The organism is Krasilnikovia sp. M28-CT-15 (assembly GCF_047159595.1).
Classification (GTDB): domain Bacteria; phylum Actinomycetota; class Actinomycetes; order Mycobacteriales; family Micromonosporaceae; genus Actinoplanes.
This window is the reverse complement of the sequence record NZ_BAAGAK010000001.1, coordinates 4,259,194-4,275,406: the sequence shown is the minus strand read 5'-3', so window position 1 is coordinate 4,275,406 and position 16,213 is coordinate 4,259,194. Positions and strand designations below refer to the sequence as shown.

The 16,213-nt window shown below is 71.2% G+C and carries 17 protein-coding genes; 13 read left to right on the top strand and 4 right to left on the bottom strand.

Annotation, left to right across the window (positions count from 1 at the left end; genetic code table 11):
- The first annotated feature begins 254 nt into the window (after positions 1-254).
- The 10 genes from ACMCNO_RS19580 to ACMCNO_RS19535 all read left to right on the top strand — a co-directional run bounded on the left by ACMCNO_RS19580 (position 255) and on the right by ACMCNO_RS19535 (position 10,113).
- A complete protein-coding gene (locus tag ACMCNO_RS19580) occupies positions 255-1,232 on the top strand; it encodes a glycosyltransferase family 2 protein (RefSeq protein ID WP_412750894.1) in 978 nt (325 codons plus the stop codon).
- Positions 1,232-2,170 carry a glycosyltransferase gene (locus tag ACMCNO_RS19575; RefSeq protein ID WP_412750893.1) on the top strand — a complete coding sequence of 313 codons (939 nt, stop codon included), beginning with the start codon at positions 1,232-1,234 and terminating at the stop codon, positions 2,168-2,170. Before ACMCNO_RS19580 ends, ACMCNO_RS19575 begins: the two co-directional genes overlap by 1 nt.
- A gap of 136 nt (positions 2,171-2,306) precedes the next feature.
- Positions 2,307-2,879: a hypothetical protein gene (locus tag ACMCNO_RS19570; RefSeq protein ID WP_412750892.1), complete on the top strand. Its 573-nt coding sequence runs from the start codon at positions 2,307-2,309 to the stop codon at positions 2,877-2,879.
- A 162-nt stretch (positions 2,880-3,041) separates the two neighbouring features.
- Positions 3,042-4,106, top strand: a complete 1,065-nt coding sequence (locus ACMCNO_RS19565) for an ABC transporter ATP-binding protein (protein ID WP_412750891.1) — start codon at positions 3,042-3,044, stop codon at positions 4,104-4,106.
- Positions 4,099-5,202, top strand: coding sequence for an ABC transporter ATP-binding protein (locus ACMCNO_RS19560; protein WP_412750890.1), 1,104 nt, complete (start codon positions 4,099-4,101; stop codon positions 5,200-5,202). The genes ACMCNO_RS19565 and ACMCNO_RS19560 overlap by 8 nt, the downstream gene beginning before the upstream one ends.
- Positions 5,199-6,092 (top strand): carbohydrate ABC transporter permease, encoded by an 894-nt coding sequence (locus ACMCNO_RS19555; RefSeq protein WP_412750889.1) that lies wholly within the window; start codon positions 5,199-5,201, stop codon positions 6,090-6,092. Before ACMCNO_RS19560 ends, ACMCNO_RS19555 begins: the two co-directional genes overlap by 4 nt.
- A gap of 123 nt (positions 6,093-6,215) precedes the next feature.
- Positions 6,216-6,968: a carbohydrate ABC transporter permease gene (locus ACMCNO_RS19550; protein WP_412753753.1), complete on the top strand. Its 753-nt coding sequence runs from the start codon at positions 6,216-6,218 to the stop codon at positions 6,966-6,968.
- Positions 6,969-6,970: 2 nt separating this feature from the next.
- Positions 6,971-7,246, top strand: coding sequence for a DUF2160 domain-containing protein (locus ACMCNO_RS19545; RefSeq protein WP_412750888.1), 276 nt, complete (start codon positions 6,971-6,973; stop codon positions 7,244-7,246).
- Positions 7,247-7,268: 22 nt separating this feature from the next.
- A complete protein-coding gene (locus ACMCNO_RS19540; protein ID WP_412750887.1) occupies positions 7,269-9,032 on the top strand; it encodes an ABC transporter substrate-binding protein in 1,764 nt (587 codons plus the stop codon).
- 85 nt (positions 9,033-9,117) lie between these two features.
- Positions 9,118-10,113, top strand: coding sequence for a sugar-binding transcriptional regulator (locus ACMCNO_RS19535; protein WP_412750886.1), 996 nt, complete (start codon positions 9,118-9,120; stop codon positions 10,111-10,113).
- Between the two features lie 5 nt (positions 10,114-10,118).
- Here the strand turns inward: ACMCNO_RS19535 and ACMCNO_RS19530 are convergent, their stop codons facing one another.
- Positions 10,119-10,685 (bottom strand): TetR/AcrR family transcriptional regulator, encoded by a 567-nt coding sequence (locus ACMCNO_RS19530; protein ID WP_412750885.1) that lies wholly within the window; start codon positions 10,683-10,685, stop codon positions 10,119-10,121.
- 79 nt (positions 10,686-10,764) lie between these two features.
- On the opposite strand from ACMCNO_RS19530, the gene ACMCNO_RS19525 reads away from it, so the two are divergent.
- Positions 10,765-11,346 carry a dihydrofolate reductase family protein gene (locus ACMCNO_RS19525; RefSeq protein WP_412750884.1) on the top strand — a complete coding sequence of 194 codons (582 nt, stop codon included), beginning with the start codon at positions 10,765-10,767 and terminating at the stop codon, positions 11,344-11,346.
- 36 nt (positions 11,347-11,382) lie between these two features.
- Here the strand turns inward: ACMCNO_RS19525 and ACMCNO_RS19520 are convergent, their stop codons facing one another.
- Complete coding sequence (locus tag ACMCNO_RS19520; protein WP_412750883.1) at positions 11,383-12,156, bottom strand: hypothetical protein; 774 nt, start codon at positions 12,154-12,156, stop codon at positions 11,383-11,385.
- A 185-nt stretch (positions 12,157-12,341) separates the two neighbouring features.
- Here ACMCNO_RS19520 and ACMCNO_RS19515 point away from each other — a divergent pair, with 185 nt between their 5' ends.
- Entirely contained in the window at positions 12,342-13,235 is an 894-nt protein-coding gene (locus ACMCNO_RS19515; RefSeq protein ID WP_412753752.1) for a TAXI family TRAP transporter solute-binding subunit, read from the top strand.
- Here ACMCNO_RS19515 and ACMCNO_RS19510 read toward each other — a convergent pair.
- Together ACMCNO_RS19510 and ACMCNO_RS19505 are read right to left on the bottom strand one after the other, a co-directional pair.
- The gene (locus ACMCNO_RS19510; protein ID WP_412750882.1) at positions 13,225-14,784 is read right to left on the bottom strand and encodes an ATP-binding protein; all 1,560 of its coding nucleotides are present in this window, start codon (positions 14,782-14,784) and stop codon (positions 13,225-13,227) included. The two genes, ACMCNO_RS19515 and ACMCNO_RS19510, sit on opposite strands and share 11 nt — an antisense overlap.
- Positions 14,785-14,796: 12 nt before the next feature.
- The gene (locus ACMCNO_RS19505; RefSeq protein ID WP_412753751.1) at positions 14,797-15,456 is read right to left on the bottom strand and encodes a response regulator transcription factor; all 660 of its coding nucleotides are present in this window, start codon (positions 15,454-15,456) and stop codon (positions 14,797-14,799) included.
- 433 nt (positions 15,457-15,889) lie between these two features.
- Between ACMCNO_RS19505 and ACMCNO_RS19500 the strand changes: the two genes are divergently transcribed.
- Complete coding sequence (locus ACMCNO_RS19500) at positions 15,890-16,189, top strand: hypothetical protein (RefSeq protein WP_412750881.1); 300 nt, start codon at positions 15,890-15,892, stop codon at positions 16,187-16,189.
- The last annotated feature ends 24 nt before the right edge of the window (positions 16,190-16,213 follow it).

Here is a 16,213-nt window from a genome sequence, read left to right as displayed (position 1 = left end):
ACCACCAACCATCGTCCGCCGAGCTCAACCCCACCTCAAGCCGGGCTCTGGCTTCACTGCCAATCAGAGGAACTCGTTGCCGTCGGGATCTGCCAGCACGACTGCGCCGTCCGTACCGGTGCCGAGCCGAGCGGCCCCGAGGCTCGCCTCAAGTTCCCCGCAACCGGGTTCAAGTTCCCCGCAACCGGACTCAGGTCCGCCGCGGGACGTCCGACTGCAGGGTTCGATCCCGCCCCGAGGAAAGGCCCCCGCGAATGATGGAGAACCGCCGCACCACGCCGCCCGGTGCGACCCGCCGGGAACGCCGCCTGGCGCCGCAGACCGAGGGTCCCCGCGACCGCCGTAGCACGCTGCGGGGTGCGCCCCGGCGGGCGCCGCTGGTCAGCGTGGTCGTTCCGACGCTGAACGAGGCCCGGAACCTGCCGCACGTGTTCGGCGCGCTGCCGGAGGGGCTGCACGAGGTCGTCCTGGTCGACGGCGGGTCGACCGACGACACCATCGAGGTCGCCCGCGGGCTGCGGCCGGACGTCGTGGTCGTGCAACAGACCCGTACGGGCAAGGGAAACGCACTGGCCAGTGGGTTCGAGGCGTGCACCGGCGACGCGATCGTGATGATCGACGCTGACGGGTCGACCGACCCGACCGAGATCACCAGGTTCGTCGAGGCGCTGATCAGCGGTGCCGAGTTCGCCAAGGGCTCGCGGTTCGGTGTGGGTGGCCACAGCAAGGACATCACCCCGTTGCGCCGGGTCGGCAACGAGGGGCTGAACATGGTCGTCAACACGCTGTTCAAGACCAGGTTCACCGACCTCTGCTACGGCTACAACGCCTTCTGGCGTCGCGTGGTCCCGGTGATGGACCTGCCCTCGACCGAGCTGCCGGCCCGGCCCGACGGCAAGAAGCTGTGGGGTGACGGCTTCGAGATCGAGACCCTGATCAACATCCGGGTGGCCAGCAGCGGCATGCGGGTCAAGGAGGTCTCCAGCATCGAACACCTGCGCATCCACGGAACCAGCAACCTCAACACGTTCCGCGACGGGATGCGGGTGCTGCGCACCATTCTCAGCGAGTTCCAGCGCCGGGCGGCGCAGCGACGTGCCGCCGCCAAGGCCGCCGCGCCGTCGAAGCTCCGGACGCGCAGCAAGACCGTGCCGGTGCTCGCCATGCCGGGCGGCACATGGTACGGGCAGGTCGACGCGCTGCTCACCGCGGAGAAGACGGAGACCGCGTGATGGCCGGTACCGACCAGGTCAGCGTCGTCATCCCGTGCCACACCGAGCGCAACTGGGACACCATGGTCCGCGCGGTCGCGTCGGCGCTCGGCCAGCGCCCGGTCGCGCCGGCCGAGGTGGTGGTCGTCGTGGACCACAACCCGGTCCTCTTCGCCCGCGCCGTCAGCGAGCTGACCGGCGTCACCGTGCTGGAGAACCGCTTCGAGCCGGGCGCCTCGGGCACCCGCAACACCGGCGCCCGGCACACCACCACCCCGCTGATCGCGTTCCTGGACAGCGACATCGCCGCGGACGCGGACTGGCTGGCGCAGCTCATCGGCCCCTTCGCCGACCCGGAGGTGGTCGGTACCGGTGGCGCCATCGCGGCCGCGTGGAGCCGCTCGCGCCCGAGCTGGCTGCCCGACGAGCTGCTCTGGGCGGTCGGTGCGTCGTACACCGGCATGCCGACCAGCACCGCGCCGATCCGCAATGTCTGGTCGGCCAGCATGGCCGTACGCCGGGACGTGTTCACCTCGGTCGGCGGGTTCCGCGACGGCTTCGGCAAGATCGGTAACCGCAACCGGCCCGAGGACACCGACCTGTGCCTGCGGATGAGCGAGGCCGGCGGCCGTTGGATGTACGTGCCGGGCGCCGTGGTCGAGCACCATGTGCCGCTGGAGCGGTCCACGTTCCGTTTCCTGATGCGGCGCTGCTACGCCGAGGGCCGCGGCAAGGTACAGATGGCCCGGCTGCTGCGCGGGTCGCGCTCCCTCGGCGCGGAGCGGTCGTACCTGGCCCGCACGCTGCCGCGTGCGGTGCTGCGCGAGGCGTCCGGCGCGGTGCGCGCCGCTGGATCCGGCCGGGCCCAACACGCCTCCCGGGCCGGTACGGTGGTCGCGGCGGTGGCCGCGGCCGCGGTCGGCGGCGCGGTGGAGACGCTCGGCGCGGTCCGGCGGTGACGCGTACGGCCGACGCCGATGTCGGCTTCGGTCGTCAGGGCCCGCGCGCGGGATACCTCACCCGGTGAGCCGAGGACCCGCCGCGCCACCGGGGTTGCCTGACGCGGGACGGCCGCGGCGCCGGTGGGCAGCCGCGATGATGTTCGCCGTCGTGCTGACCACCGCCTCCGGATGTGTCGTGAACGTCGGCGAAGCGCATCCCGCGCGGCTTCCCGACGCGGTCCGGACATGTGTGGTGACCGGACTCGCCGCGACCGCGCCGGTCGTCCACGAGCCGCGGCTCACGGCGACCCACCAGGTCGTCATCACGGGTGGGCGGGTCGAAAGCTCGGTTCCGATCACCGATTCTCCCGAGGAGCCCCGGATAACCTGGACGGCTCTGCGGGTGGCCACCGTCGATGACGTGGTGCGGTGGGTACCGCCCGAGATCAGGCGGACATTCTCGACGGGCAGAAGTCCCGGGGGCGAGAAGGTGTCCGCGGCCGTGTCCACGCTCGGGGCGCACGACGGCGCCTTCGTCGGGTACGCAGCAATCCGGCCCGTCCAGGTGGACTTCACCGGAACCTGCGCTGACGGTGACCCCACCAGTGGACATCTGATCTCCTGGACCGACCCCGAGGTCGGGGTCGTCCCCTGCGCCGCCGCCACCGGTGCCCGAACCTCGGCCGGAGCCCGGCTCGCCCGGCAAGAGCATTGTGGAAAGTTCTAGCTGCACAGGAATGCGGATCATGATGCGCGTCCGTGCACGTATTTTCACCGCGATTGCCCTCGCGCCGAAACAGCTCCTAGGCTGATGCGCCACGGACGGTAATGATCAGACTCCGAGCAGGGAGGATCGCATGCCGTGGCGCTCTTTCTCGACCGTGTCCACGTGCGACAACGCGCGGACGTCTGGCTGCATGAGCTGACCCTCGAACTGCCCGGCGGGCTGACCGTCCTGCTCGGCCCGGCGACCGCCGGAAAGACGACGCTGATGCGCGTCGTGGCGGGCCTGTTGGCACCCACGCGCGGGCGGGTCGTCGTCGACGGTGTCGATGTCACGGCGGTCTCGGTACGCAAGCGTTCCGTTGCGTTCGTCTATCAGCAGTTCATCAACTATCCCTCGCTGTCGGTGTACGAGAACATCGCCTCCCCGCTGCGGCTCGCCCGCGAGCTGCCCCCGGACAGGCTCGACGGCCGGGTCCGCGACATCGCCGCGCTGCTGGGCATCGAATCCCTGCTCGACCGCAGACCCGCCGAGCTGTCGGGCGGCCAGCAGCAGCGCACCGCCATCGCCCGGGCGCTGGCCCGGCCGGCCGACGTGCTGCTGCTGGACGAGCCGCTGGCGAACCTCGACTACAAACTGCGGGAACAGCTGCGCACCGACCTCAAGGACATGTTCCGCGACGCCCCGGGGGTGGTGCTCTACGCCACCGCGGATCCGGCCGAGGCGCTGAGCTTCGCGGCGCCCACGGTGGTGCTGGGCGAAGGCCGGGTGCAGCACGTCGGCGACGCCGCCGACCTGTACGACCAGCCGCCGACGCTGTCGGTCGCGGCGACGCTGAGCGACCCCCCGCTGAACCGCCTGCCCGGGGTGGTCCGCGACGGCCGGATCGCCTGCCTCGGCACGTCCTTCCCGCCGCCCGGCGCGCCCGCCCCGGGCGCAGACGTCACCCTCGGCGTACGCCCGCACCACGTCACGGTCGCGCGCACCGGCCCGGACGATCTGGCGTTCCCCGCCGAGATCCGGCTGGCGGAGATGACCGGCAGCGACACGTACCTGCATCTGGTCCTGTCCGACCGGCGGCATCTCGTGGCCCAGTTGCCGGGGACCCACCGGTTCACCCCGGGCGAGCGGGCGGTGGCCTACGTGGACCCGGCGCGGGTCCTGGTCTTCGACGGCACCGGCGCACGCCTGCCCGCCCGGCCGTCGACGGGGACCGAACCGCATGGTTGACATCCACCTGGACGGTGTGGGCCACAGCTACGACGGCGGCCGGAGCTGGGCGCTGCGCCCGATGACCCGGACGTGGCGGTCCGCCCGCGCGTACGCACTGCTCGGTCCGAGCGGATGCGGCAAGACGACCCTGCTGAACATCATGTCGGGTCTGCTGCGGCCGACCGTGGGCCGGATCTGGTTCGGTGACCGGGAGGTGACCACGCTGCCACCTGCGGCCCGCAACATCGCCCAGGTCTTCCAGTTCCCGGTGCTCTACGAGGGCATGTCCGTCTACGACAACCTGGCCTTCCCGCTGCGCAACCGCGGGTTTGCCAAGGCGGAGATCGACCGTCGGGTGCGTACGGTCGCGCACCTGCTCGGGCTCGACGACGAACTGCACCGCCGGTCCCGGCGGCTGGATCCGGGGCGGCAGCAGATCGTCAGCCTGGGCCGGGGCCTGGTCCGCTCCGACGTGGCGGCCGTGCTGCTCGACGAGCCCCTCACGGTGGTCGACCCGGGTCTGAAGTGGACGCTGCGCAGCAAGCTCAAGGAGATCCACCGCGACACCGGGCACACGCTGGTCTACGTCACCCACGACCAGACCGAGGCGCTGACCTTCGCCGACGAGGTCGTGGTGCTCAAGGACGGGGCGGTGGTGCAGTCGGGGGAGCCGACCGAGCTGTTCCTGTCGCCGGCCCACGAGTTCGTGGGACATTTCATCGGCTCGCCGGGGATGAACATGATTCCCGCCGAGCTCGCCGACGGGGTGGTCCGGGTCGGCGACACCGCGGTGGGACGCGCGGTGGGCGACGACGGCGACCTGGCCGCCGGTGGCGTGCGCATCGGCGTACGCCCCGAATTCGTCCGGATCCCGGCCGTGCCCACCGCCCCGGGCCTGCCCGCGCGGGTCACCGGCGTGGACCGGATGGGTGCCTACCACCTCGTGCGCGCCGAGATCGGCGGCCATCCACTCGTCGCCAAGGTGAACACCGATTCCTGGTACGCGCCGGGCAGCCTCGAGTACTTCCACTTCGACCTCGGCCGGGCGTTCCTGTTCCGCGACGCGGTCCGGTGCGGCGCGGTCGCCGCCCTCGACGAGGTGGAACGGCCATGAGCGAGCCCACACCCGAGGGCCCGGCGGACACCAGGCCGAAGGACAACCGGGCCTGGATCTTCGTCGTCCCGGTGGTGTTGTCGGTCGCGTTCACCGCGGTGATCCCGCTGATGACCGTGGTCAACTACTCCGTTCAGGATGTCTTCGGCCCGGACGACCGGATCTTCGTGGGGCTGGAGTGGTACCGGTCGGTCACCCGTGACCACGAGATCCGCGCGGCTTTCCTGCGTACGTTGCTGTTCTCGCTGCAGGTGCTGCTGCTGGAGATCCCGCTGGGGGTGGCGATCGCCGTGGCGATGCCGCGGCGCGGCCGCGCGATGTCGGCGGCCCTGGTGGTGGTCGCCCTGCCGCTGCTCATCCCCTGGAACGTGGTGGGCACCATCTGGCAGATCTTCGCCCGTCCGGACATCGGCCTGGGCGGCTGGGTGATCAACACCGTGTTCGGCGTGGACTTCAACTACACGCTGGATTCCACCGACGCCTGGGTCACGGTCCTGCTGATGGACGTCTGGCACTGGACCCCGCTGGTGGCGTTGCTGGCGTACGCGGGCCTGCGCTCGATTCCCGAGCCCTACTACCAGGCCGCCCAGATCGACAGCGCGTCGGCGTGGGCGGTGTTCCGCCACATCCAGCTGCCCCGCCTGCGGGGCGTGCTGACGATCGCGGTCCTGCTCCGGTTCATGGACAGCTTCATGATCTACACGGAGCCGTTCGTGGTGACCGGCGGCGGGCCGGGTAACGCCACCTCGTTCCTGTCCATCCTGCTGTCGAAGGTCGCGGTCGGGCAGTTCGACCTGGGACCGGCCGGTGCCTTCTCGCTGCTGTACTTCCTGTTCGTCCAAGTCGTCTGCTTCGCCTTCTTCGTCGTGCTGACCAGAACCGGGAGGTGAACGGTGGCCGTCACCGAACACGAGACCCCGCGGGCCACCCGGCGGCAGGTGGCGGCCGCGGCGCGCACCCGGCGCCACCTGCCGTGGGCCCGCACCGTCTTCTGGCTGTACGCGGCCACGCTGATGCTGCCGATCCTGTGGATGTTCGGGATGTCGATCCGGCCCAACGAGGACATCCTCGGCAGCTTCACCCTCATCCCGCACCACGTGACGGCCGCCAACTACCGGACGTTCCTCACCGACGAGGTGTGGTATTCGAGCTACCTCAACTCGATCGTCTACACGTCCTTGAACGCGGTGATGTCGCTGGTGGTGGCGATCCCGGCCGCGTACGCCTTCTCCCGCTTCCGGTTCGCCGGTGACAAGCACCTGTTCTTCTGGCTGCTGACGAACCGGATGGCCCCGGTGGCGGTGTTCCTGCTGCCGTTCTTCCAGATCTATTCCAGCGTCGGGCTGTTCGACACGCACCTCGGTGTGGCCGTGGCGCACATGCTGTTCAACGTGCCGCTGGCGGTGTGGATCCTCGAAGGGTTCATGTCCGGCATCCCGCGCGAGATCGACGAGACGGCGGCGATCGACGGCTACTCGCTGCCCCGGTTCTTCCTGCGCATCTTCCTGCCGCTGATCCGTTCGGCGATCGGCGTCACCGCGTTCTTCTGCTTCATGTTCAGCTGGGTCGAGCTGCTCATCGCCCGCACCATCACCTCGGTCGACGCGAAACCCATCGCCGCCACGATGACCCGCACGGTGAGCGCGGCCGGGGTGGACTGGGGGCTGCTGGCCGCGGCCGGCGTGATGACCATCATCCCGGGCGCCATCGTCATCTGGTTCGTCCGCAACTACATCGCCAAGGGCTTCGCCCTCGGGAGGGTCTGACCGTGCTCGACTGGATGGTCTGGACCGCACCCACGGCGTCGGTCTTCATCGGCCTGGGCGTGCTGCTGACCGCGATGGCGGTGTGGGGCCGGCTGTCGCCCCCGGTCGCCCGGCGCGGCTTCCTGCGGATCGAGACCGACCGGGGCGACCGGCTCTACATCGGACTGATCACCGCCGCGGTCGTGCTGGCGGGCTGGCTGGCCGTCACCGACCTGTCGATGTGGCTGGCGGTGGCGTGCGCGCTGCTCGCCGCGGCCGCCATCGGGCGGTGGGGATGACATCACATCGAGAGGAGTCATCGTGCAACGACGAGGTTGGGTAGCGTCCCTGGCCGCGCTGAGCCTGATCCTGGGCGGCTGCACCGGAGGGGACGACGACACCCCCAAGAGCGACTTCAAGGTGGAGGACGGGCGGGCGGCGGCCCGCCGGTGGGTCACCGCCGAATTCACCCCCAGCACCCTCTCGCAGGCGGACCAACTGGCGGAGATGGAGTGGTTCATCAAGGCGGCCGCACCGTACCGGGGGATGCAGATCAACGTCGTCTCGGAGACGATCACGACGCATCAGTACGAGTCGCAGGTGCTGGCGAAGGCGTTCACCGAGATCACCGGGATCAAGGTCAAGCACGACCTGATCCAGGAGGGCGACGTCATCGAGAAGCTGCAGACCCAGATCCAGGGCGACAAGAACATCTACGACGCGTACGTCAACGACTCCGACCTGATCGGCACCCACTCGCGCGGCGACTACGTCCTCCCGCTGTCGGACTACATGACCGGGGAGGGCAAGGACGTCACCTCACCGACCCTCGACGTGGGCGACTTCATCGGCACCAGCTTCACCACCGGCCCGGACCACAAGCTGTACCAGCTGCCCGACCAGCAGTTCGCGAACCTCTACTGGTTCCGGTACGACTGGTTCACCAACCCCGAGATCAAACGGCAGTTCAAGGCCGCGTACGGCTACGACCTGGGCGTGCCGGTGAACTGGGCCGCGTACGAGGACATCGCCGACTTCTTCTCCCACAAGGTGAACGGCAACGGCACCATCGACGGCAGGAAGGTCTACGGCCACATGGACTACGGCCGCAAGGACCCGTCGCTGGGCTGGCGCTTCACCGACGCGTGGCTGTCCATGGCGGGCAACGGTGACCCCGGCATCCCCAACGGCCTGCCGGTCGACGACTGGGGCATCCGGGTGGACGGCTGCCGTCCGGTCGGCTCCTCGGTCACCCGCGGCGGCGACACCAACGGCCCCGCCTCGGTGTACGCCCTGACCAAGTACGTCGAATGGCTGAAGAAGTACGCGCCGCAGGAGGCGGCGGGGATGAACTTCAGCGAGGCCGGTCCGGTGCCCGCGCAGGGCAACATCGCGCAGCAGGTCTTCTGGTACACCGCGTTCACCGCCGACATGACCAAGAAGGGCCTGCCCGTGGTCAACGCGGACGGGACGCCGAAGTGGCGGATGGCGCCCAGTCCGCACGGCGCGTACTGGAAGTCCGGCAACAAGCTCGGCTACCAGGACGCCGGCTCGTGGACCCTGCTGAAGAACACCCCCGCGAAGCGCCGCGCCGCGGCCTGGCTGTACGCGCAGTTCGTCACGGCCAAGTCGGTGTCGCTGAAGAAGTCGATCACCGGGCTGACCTTCATCCGCGACTCCGACATCCGCAGCGACTACTTCACCCGCAACGCGAAGAACTACGGCGGCCTGATCGAGTTCTACCGCTCGCCCGCCCGCAAGCAGTGGACCCCGACCGGCACCAACGTGCCGGACTACCCGAAGCTCGCGCAGCTGTGGTGGCAGAACGTCGCGACCGCCGTGACCGGGGAGACCACCCCGCAGCAGTCGATGGACAACCTGGCCCGGCAGCAGGACGAGATCCTGGCCCGGCTGGAACGCCGCGGCTACGGCGGGGCCTGCGCCCCGAAGCTGAATCCGGAATCGAGCCCGCAGTACTGGTTCGACCAGCCCGGCGCCCCGGCGCCGAAGCTGGCCGATGAGCGCGGCCGCCCGGAGACGGTCGACTACGACAAGCTGCTGGCCAACTGGAAGGCCATCGGCTGACGCCCGGGTCACATCCACTCGCGTCGATCTCTCGACTACGCTGTCCCTAACGAGGGTTAACCCGGCGATACCCGGCAAGGCAGGGATGGCAGAGAAGCGGCGGGCGCTGGCCGTGACGGCGGCCCGGATGTACTACGGTGCGGGGCAGTCCACCCAGGAGATCGCCGACTACCTGCGCGTGTCCCGCTCCACGGTGTCCCGGCTGCTGGCGTTCGCCCGCGAGGCGGGCGTGGTCGAGGTGCGGGTGCACGAGACCCTCGACGCGTCCACCGGCCTGGCGGCCGACCTGGTGGCCCGGTATCCGCACGTCCGCTTCCAGGTCATCGGGGTGCTGCCGGGTGCCAGCAGCGGCCGGATCAACACCGCGGTCGCCCGGTACGCGGCCCAGGCGGTCGCCGCGATGGTGGAGCCGGGCATGACGATCGGCATCGCCTGGGGCAACACGGTCAGCAGCGTCATCGACTATCTGAACCCCAAGCCGGTCAGCGACCTGCTGGTCGTGCAGCTCAACGGCGCCGGCAACGGCGCGAACTTCGGGCTCGCGTACGCCTCGGACATCGTCGTCCGGTTCGCGGAGAACTTCGCGGCCAGCCCGCACCTGTTCCCGGTGCCCGCGTTCTTCGACCACGCCGAGACCAAGGAGGCGTTGTGGAAGGAACGCAGCATCCGGCAGATCCTGGCCCTGCAGGAGAACGCCGACCTGCTGGTGTTCAGCACCGGCGCGCTGGTGGGCGACCCGGCCAGCCACATCTACACCGCCGGTTTCCTCAGCGAGCGCGACGTCCGGGACCTGCGGGCCGCGGGCGTGGTCGGCGACATCGGTACGGTCTTCTTCGACCGCAAGGGTTCCGGTGACCTGGCGATCAACCGCCGCTCCAGCGGGCCACCACTGTCGCTGTACGCCCGGTCGCGCCGCTCGGTCTGCGTGGCGTCCGGGGCGGGGAAGGTCCCCGGCCTGGTCGCCGCGCTGTCCGCGGGCTACATCTCGGACCTGATCGTGGACAGCCGTACCGCCGCCGAGCTGGTACGGCGGGCGGCGCACGGAGCGCGCGCCCGGCCGCACCGGCGGGGGACCGGGTGAGTGGCTCAGCGGACGAGCCGGTCGACGAACGCCACCACCGCGTCGTCCGGGGTGAGGTCCGCGCCGATCGAGGTGGTCAGCATGTCGAGCAGCAATCCGTCCAGGGCGTAGTGCAGCAGGGCGATCTCGAACGCACCGCCGGGTAGTCCGGTCGTGGCGTGGAAGGCCACATCGTCGCGATACCCGCCGCGCAACGTGGCGCCGAGGCTCTCGGCCAGCTCGGGGCGCCGGACGGCTTCCAGGCGCAGCTCGATCAGCGCGCGGGTCAGCTCGGGCTGCGCGGTGGTCCGCTCCACGATGTACCGCAGGTAGTCGATGAACAGTTCCCGGCTCGGCTTGCGCCGGGCGTACTTCTCCAGCACCGCGTCGTCGGGCGCGAACCGTTCCATGATCCGTTCACCCAGGGCGCCGAGCAGGGCGTCGCGCGAGCGGAAGTAGTTGGACGCGGTGCCGGTCGGCACGCCCGCCTCGGTGTCGACCGCGCGGTGGGTGAGGCCGCGGGCGCCCGACTCGGCGAGCACGCGCAGCCCGGCGTCGGCCAGCAGGCGGCGGCGTTCGGGATTCCTTGCCATCCGGAAAGGCTATCGCACGAACCACTACAGATGATGTACTTTGATTCACGACAGCAATAGTGGTTCGAGGGGAGTCCGCATGCGAAAACTGGTGTACTACGTGGCCGCGACGCTCGACGGTTTCATCGCCGCGCCGGACGGCAGCTGGGACTTCTTCGGCGTGCCGGACCCGGGGCTGATGGCGTACGTCACCGCGCGGTATCCGGAGACCCTGCCCACCGCACTGCGCGAGCAGCTCGGCGCCACCGGTCCCGCCCAGGTCTTCGACACGGTCGTCATGGGACGCGGCACCTACGAACCGGCCCTGGCGGCCGGTGTTACCAGCCCCTACGCGCACCTCACCCAGTACGTCTTCTCCCGGACGCTGGACCCGGCGACGGATCCGGCCGTCATCGTCGTGGCCGACGACCCGGGGCCGTACCTGCGCAAGCTCAAACAGCAGCCCGGCAAGGACATCTGGCTGTGCGGCGGCGGCGCGCTCGCGGCCGCCCTGCGGGAGGAGATCGACGAGTACGTGGTCAAGCTCAACCCGGTGCTGGCCGGTGGGGGAGTCCCGCTGGTCGGCGGCCCGTTCGACGCGCGGCAGCTCACCCTGCTCGACACGACCCCACTCGACGGCAGCGGGGTGGTGGTACTGCGTTACGGCACCGCGCCGCGGTGAACCCCGGCCGGATGACGCTGTTCCAGCGGGGGAAGGTCAGCGGTGGGGTGGCAGGACCATGTCCCGAGCCGGGGCCGGATGCCGGTCGGCGATCTGGGCGGACGAGGCGTGCATCGCCACGGGCCGGTTGATCAGTGACTGGAACGCGTGGCTCTGCCCGCACTCGACGCGGGACGCGGACGCCCCGACCGCGGTGACGGGGGGCAGCAGCAGGGTGATGTCGGCGGGCACGGTCACCTGCAGGCAGCCCGGGCGGCTCGTCATCTGCGCCGTCACCCCCATCAGGCGGGCGGCCCGGACCAGGACCGCGGCCATCTCGGGGTCGCCGAGGCGCACGCCCAGCAGGCCCGCGCGGCGCCGTCGCCCGGCAGCCAGCAGGGCGGCCCGCCACGCGGCCTGAGCGAGGGTGGCCCGGCGGGCGTTGGCCCGTGCCGACGACCCGAGGGTCTCGTTGCGCAGCAGGGCCAGGCGTCCCTGGCGCCAGGCGGCCGCCATCATCAGGCTCGCCGCGCTCTGCTGCAGTTCGGGCATGACCACGCGGTGCACGTGGAAGCGCCGCCGCCCGCCGCCGCTGTGCCGCTCGACGTCGACGGTGCAGCCGAGGCCGGTGAGCAGCGTCGCCAGGCGTACGGCCGCGTCAGGCTGGTCGAACTCTGCCAGCGCCGGGTCGGCCGCGGGCGCTCCGACGAGCGCGTCGCGCCATTCCGGGCGGCGCCGCCCGGGCAGCCGGGAGGTGTCGGCGCACTGGATGAGGCACGCCGACTCGAAGGCGTGGGGCGCCGCGCCGGCGAGTACCCGTTCGTGGTTCATCGACAGTTCCCTTCCCGTGACTCCGGGATACCGTGGCCGATCAGGCCGTTCGGCCGGTACACCGACGGCCCGCATTTGAGGGAAACTTGCGCAGACCGGGATGTCCTGCCGTAGGGATACGGGTGACCCTTCAGACCAGGCCGCTGTTGAACTGCGGCGTTGCGCGCCGCGTGGTGCTCACCGGCATGGCCACCATGGCGCTCACGGCGTGTGTGGGGAAGACCCCGGAGAGTCGCCGGCTCCGCATCGCGACGGGCAGCCCCACGGCCACCTACTACGCCATCGGCTCCGCCCTGGCCCGCCTCGTCGAGCGCGAGCTGCCCGGAACCGACGCCGATGTCCTGGCCACCGCCGCCTCGGCCGAGAACGTTCAGCTGATCTCCCGCGGGCAGGCCGACGTCGGTTTCACCCAGGCCGACGTGCTGGTCTCCGGCGCCGGATCGGCGCCGGGGATCGTCGCCCTGGCCCGCGTCTACGACGACCTGCTCCACCTCGTGGTCCGCGCGGACAGCCCGATCAACACGCTGGAGGATCTGAAGGACAAGACGGTGTCCGTGGGTGCGCACGGGTCGGGCACGGCCGTCACGGTCGGGCGGCTGCTGGCCGTCGCGGAGATGTCCGGCGGCGGCGTGATCGACCGGCGGGAGCTGAACCTCGACGACTCCCTGCGGGCCCTGGCGGCTTACGGGATCGACGCGTTCTTCTTCTCCGGCGGCCTGCCCGTCGCGGGCATCAAGCAGCTCAGCACCCAGGGCCGGGCCAGGATCATCGACCTGTCCAAGTGGGCGGGCCCGCTGCGCCACGCGTTCAGCGAGGTGTACGTGGTCCGCAACGTGCCCGTGTCGGCATATCAGACCCCGCCCGTGGCGACCATCGCCAACCCCAATCTGCTGGTGGTGGCGGCGTCGATGCCCGACGACCTCGCCTCCGACCTGACCCAGCTGCTGATGGAACGGCGTGACGTGCTGGCCGCGGCGCATCCGGCCGCGGAGCGGCTCGACCCGCGCTCGGCGATCGCGACCCTCCCGGTGCCGCTGCACCCGGGTGCCGCGCGCTACTACCAGGGGGTCAAGCCGTAACGGTCCCGTCGCGCTCGCCGGGCTCCCCGATCCGGGCGTGCTCGCCGGTCGGGCCCGGCGGGAGCCACCGGTCCGCCGTGGTCTGGTCCGCCGTGGTCTGAGCCGGAGTGGCCTGGTCCGTGGCCTGGTCCGTGGCCTGGTCCGCCGGGGCCGGGGCCGGTTCGGCCGCCGGGGGAGCGGCCGCCGCCGGGAACCAGATCCGTGCCGCCAGGCCGCGGGGCCGCGCGGGGGCCAGCGTGAACCGTCCGCCGGACGCCTCGACCAGCACCATGACGATCGACAGGCCGAGGCCCGCGCCGTCGACGTTCTGCTTGTCCGGGGCCCGCCAGAACCGTTCGGTCGCCAGCCGGCACTGCTGCTCGGTCATGCCGGGGCCGTTGTCGCAGACCGTCACCTCGACGCCGCCGTCGCGGGACGCCACCTCGACCTCGACCCGGCCGCCGGGCGGGGTGAACTTCAGCGCGTTGTCGATCAGGGCGTCCAGGCACTGGTCGAGGGCGGTGGCCACCAGCCGGGCGTACCGCGGCTCGTCGGGAACCACGGTGACCAGCTCGATCCCGCGCCGCTCGGTCAGCGGCTGCCACGCCAGCCCGCGGTCCAGGGTCAGCGCCACGGCGTCCACCACCTCGACGCGCTGCCGGCCGCGCTCGGCGCTGGCCAGGGCCAGCAGCCCGTCCAGCACGTCCGCCAGCCGGTCGGTCTCGGCCATGGTGATCTCGTGATCGGCGCGCGCCGACCCGTCCGCCATGTGGTCGCCCAGGTCCTCCAGCCGCAGCCGCAGCACCGTGAGGGGATTGCGCAGCTGGTGGCTGGCGTGGGCGACGAACGAGCGCTGGCGCTCCAGGGCGTCCGCCACCGCGTCGGCCATCTCGTTGAAGCTGGCCGACAGCCGCCGCAGCTCGGGCGGACCCACCTCCGGCGGCACCCGGGCGTCGTTGTCGCCCGCCGCGATGTCGTGGGCGGCCCCGTCGAGCCGGGTCACCGGCCGCAGCACCCAGCCGGCCAGCCGGTGTGCGGCGATGAAGCAGGCGACCACCGCCAGCAGCCCGACCAGGCCCAGCTCCAGCCAGGACGAGACGATGGCGCCGCGGTTGCGCCCGGTCGGGGAGGCGGTCAGTACGATGCCCAGCACCGCCCCGCCGTCGCTGATCGGCACCGCGACCACCAGCTCCCGGCCGCGCCACGGCCACAGCGTGTCGGGGGTGCCCACCTGGCGGCCCGCCAGAGCGCCCCGCATGGCCGTCTCGGCGCCGACGGTGTCGGCCAGTGGTGATCCGAACACGCTCAGCACCTGCTGATCCTGGTCGGCCAGCAGCGTGCCGACCTGGTACAGGTCGTGGTAGCGGCGCAGCTCGTCCACGACCGATTCCAGCTCGCCGCTGCGCATGGCGGGCGCGGCCAGGGACGCGAAGCGCGTCGCGTCAGCGAGCCGGTCCGCGACGACGCGGTCGGTCTCCGAGTTCGTCAGCGACACCGCCAGCGGAACTTCGAGGGCGATCAACACCATCGAGAGCAACAGCAGGTAGGTGGTCACCAGTCGACTGCGCACCCCGCCCCCTGCCTACCCGGTGCACAGACGGTAGCCGACCCCACGGACCGTCTGCACCAGGTCGGGGCGGCGCAGCTTGGCCCGCAGCGAGGCCACGTGCACCTCGAGGGTGTGCCGGCCGGACCAGGTCGTCTGCCAGACGTCCAGCATGATCCGTTCCCGGGTGAGCGCGACGCCGGGACGACGGGCCAGCGAGGCCAGGATGTCGAACTCCTTGCGGGTCAGGGTGACCGGCTCCGAATCGACCTGCACCGTACGGGCGGCGTGGTCGATGCGCAGCGGCCCCACCTCGACGATCTCGCTGGGCGGCGGCCCCTGCCGGTCGGTGCGCCGCAGCAGGGCCACGATGCGCGCCTGCAACTCCGCCATGGAGAACGGCTTCACGACGTAGTCGTCCGCGCCCACCAGCAGCCCGCCGACCCGGTCGCGTTCCTCCGCGCGCGCGGTCACCGCGATGATGCCCAGGTGGGCGTTGCGGGCGCGCAGGGTCCGGCACACGTCGATCCCGTCGCCGTCGGGCAGGTTCAGGTCCAGCAGCACCAGGTCGGCGGGCGCCGCCGCCAGCGCCGCGGTGGCCGTCGCGGCGTGCTCGACCTCGTAGCCCCGGCGCTGCAGCATCGAGGCCATCACCCCGGCGACGCGCAGGTCGTCCTCCACCAGCAGTATCCGCATCGAGTTCGCCCATCGCCGCTCGGCCACGTCGTCGTTCCAAAAGCCCGAATCTAACCACGCGATGTGCCCGGCCGGGACCTGCGTGCGGATCTCGATACGCACCCTAACGGCCGATTCCTGGTGACCCGCGATGCGCGGCGGCGACCGCGCACCGGCAGCCGGGCACGCATCGATGCCGATGCCCCTGTGTGGGCCGCTACATCCCCCGGAGTCGATCGATCATCGTTTGTGCCCCGGCGGTACGGTCTGGCACCTCCCATCACGATCCAGCAGAGGAGTCCCTTCCGTGTTCCATCGCGCGCCGTCGCCGACGGCCCGCGGTCATCGGCGCGTCCGTCCTCATCGCTTTGGCCGGGGCGCTGGCCGTGCCCGCCACGTCGTTGTCCGCCTGGGCCGGTGACCACGCCACCGACGGCACCCCCACCTGGACGCCGTGGAACGCGCCCTGACCCGGACCGCCCCGGCGCTCGACGGATCGGTGTGGCAGCGCACCGCGGGCAACCGGCTGGTCGACCCGGTCACCGGCGAGGCCGGGGACGGCTGGGTGCTGCAGACGCCCGGCTGCTGGGGCGACGCCGGCTGCACCGACCGGCAGGGCACCCGGCCCTTCGGCTACATCGTGGAGGACCGGACCGGGGCGGCCCAACTGGCCGACAGCGTGCTGGAGCCGGAGTGGAAGTACTTGGCGGCGGCCGCGACGGTGGACTACGCCCGGCAGATCTGCCCGCAGTGACTCCGGCGGGGCACCGTGCGAGCC

Coding starts and splice junctions, on each gene's coding strand:
- ACMCNO_RS19580 (WP_412750894.1), top strand. CDS start 255: ATGATGGAGAACCGCCGCACCACGCCGCCCGGTGCGACCCGCCGGGAA.
- ACMCNO_RS19575 (WP_412750893.1), top strand. CDS start 1,232: ATGGCCGGTACCGACCAGGTCAGCGTCGTCATCCCGTGCCACACCGAG.
- ACMCNO_RS19570 (WP_412750892.1), top strand. CDS start 2,307: ATGATGTTCGCCGTCGTGCTGACCACCGCCTCCGGATGTGTCGTGAAC.
- ACMCNO_RS19560 (WP_412750890.1), top strand. CDS start 4,099: ATGGTTGACATCCACCTGGACGGTGTGGGCCACAGCTACGACGGCGGC.
- ACMCNO_RS19555 (WP_412750889.1), top strand. CDS start 5,199: ATGAGCGAGCCCACACCCGAGGGCCCGGCGGACACCAGGCCGAAGGAC.
- ACMCNO_RS19550 (WP_412753753.1), top strand. CDS start 6,216: ATGCTGCCGATCCTGTGGATGTTCGGGATGTCGATCCGGCCCAACGAG.
- ACMCNO_RS19535 (WP_412750886.1), top strand. CDS start 9,118: ATGGCAGAGAAGCGGCGGGCGCTGGCCGTGACGGCGGCCCGGATGTAC.
- ACMCNO_RS19530 (WP_412750885.1), bottom strand. CDS start 10,685: ATGGCAAGGAATCCCGAACGCCGCCGCCTGCTGGCCGACGCCGGGCTG.
- ACMCNO_RS19525 (WP_412750884.1), top strand. CDS start 10,765: ATGCGAAAACTGGTGTACTACGTGGCCGCGACGCTCGACGGTTTCATC.
- ACMCNO_RS19520 (WP_412750883.1), bottom strand. CDS start 12,156: ATGAACCACGAACGGGTACTCGCCGGCGCGGCGCCCCACGCCTTCGAG.
- ACMCNO_RS19515 (WP_412753752.1), top strand. CDS start 12,342: ATGGCCACCATGGCGCTCACGGCGTGTGTGGGGAAGACCCCGGAGAGT.
- ACMCNO_RS19505 (WP_412753751.1), bottom strand. CDS start 15,456: ATGCGGATACTGCTGGTGGAGGACGACCTGCGCGTCGCCGGGGTGATG.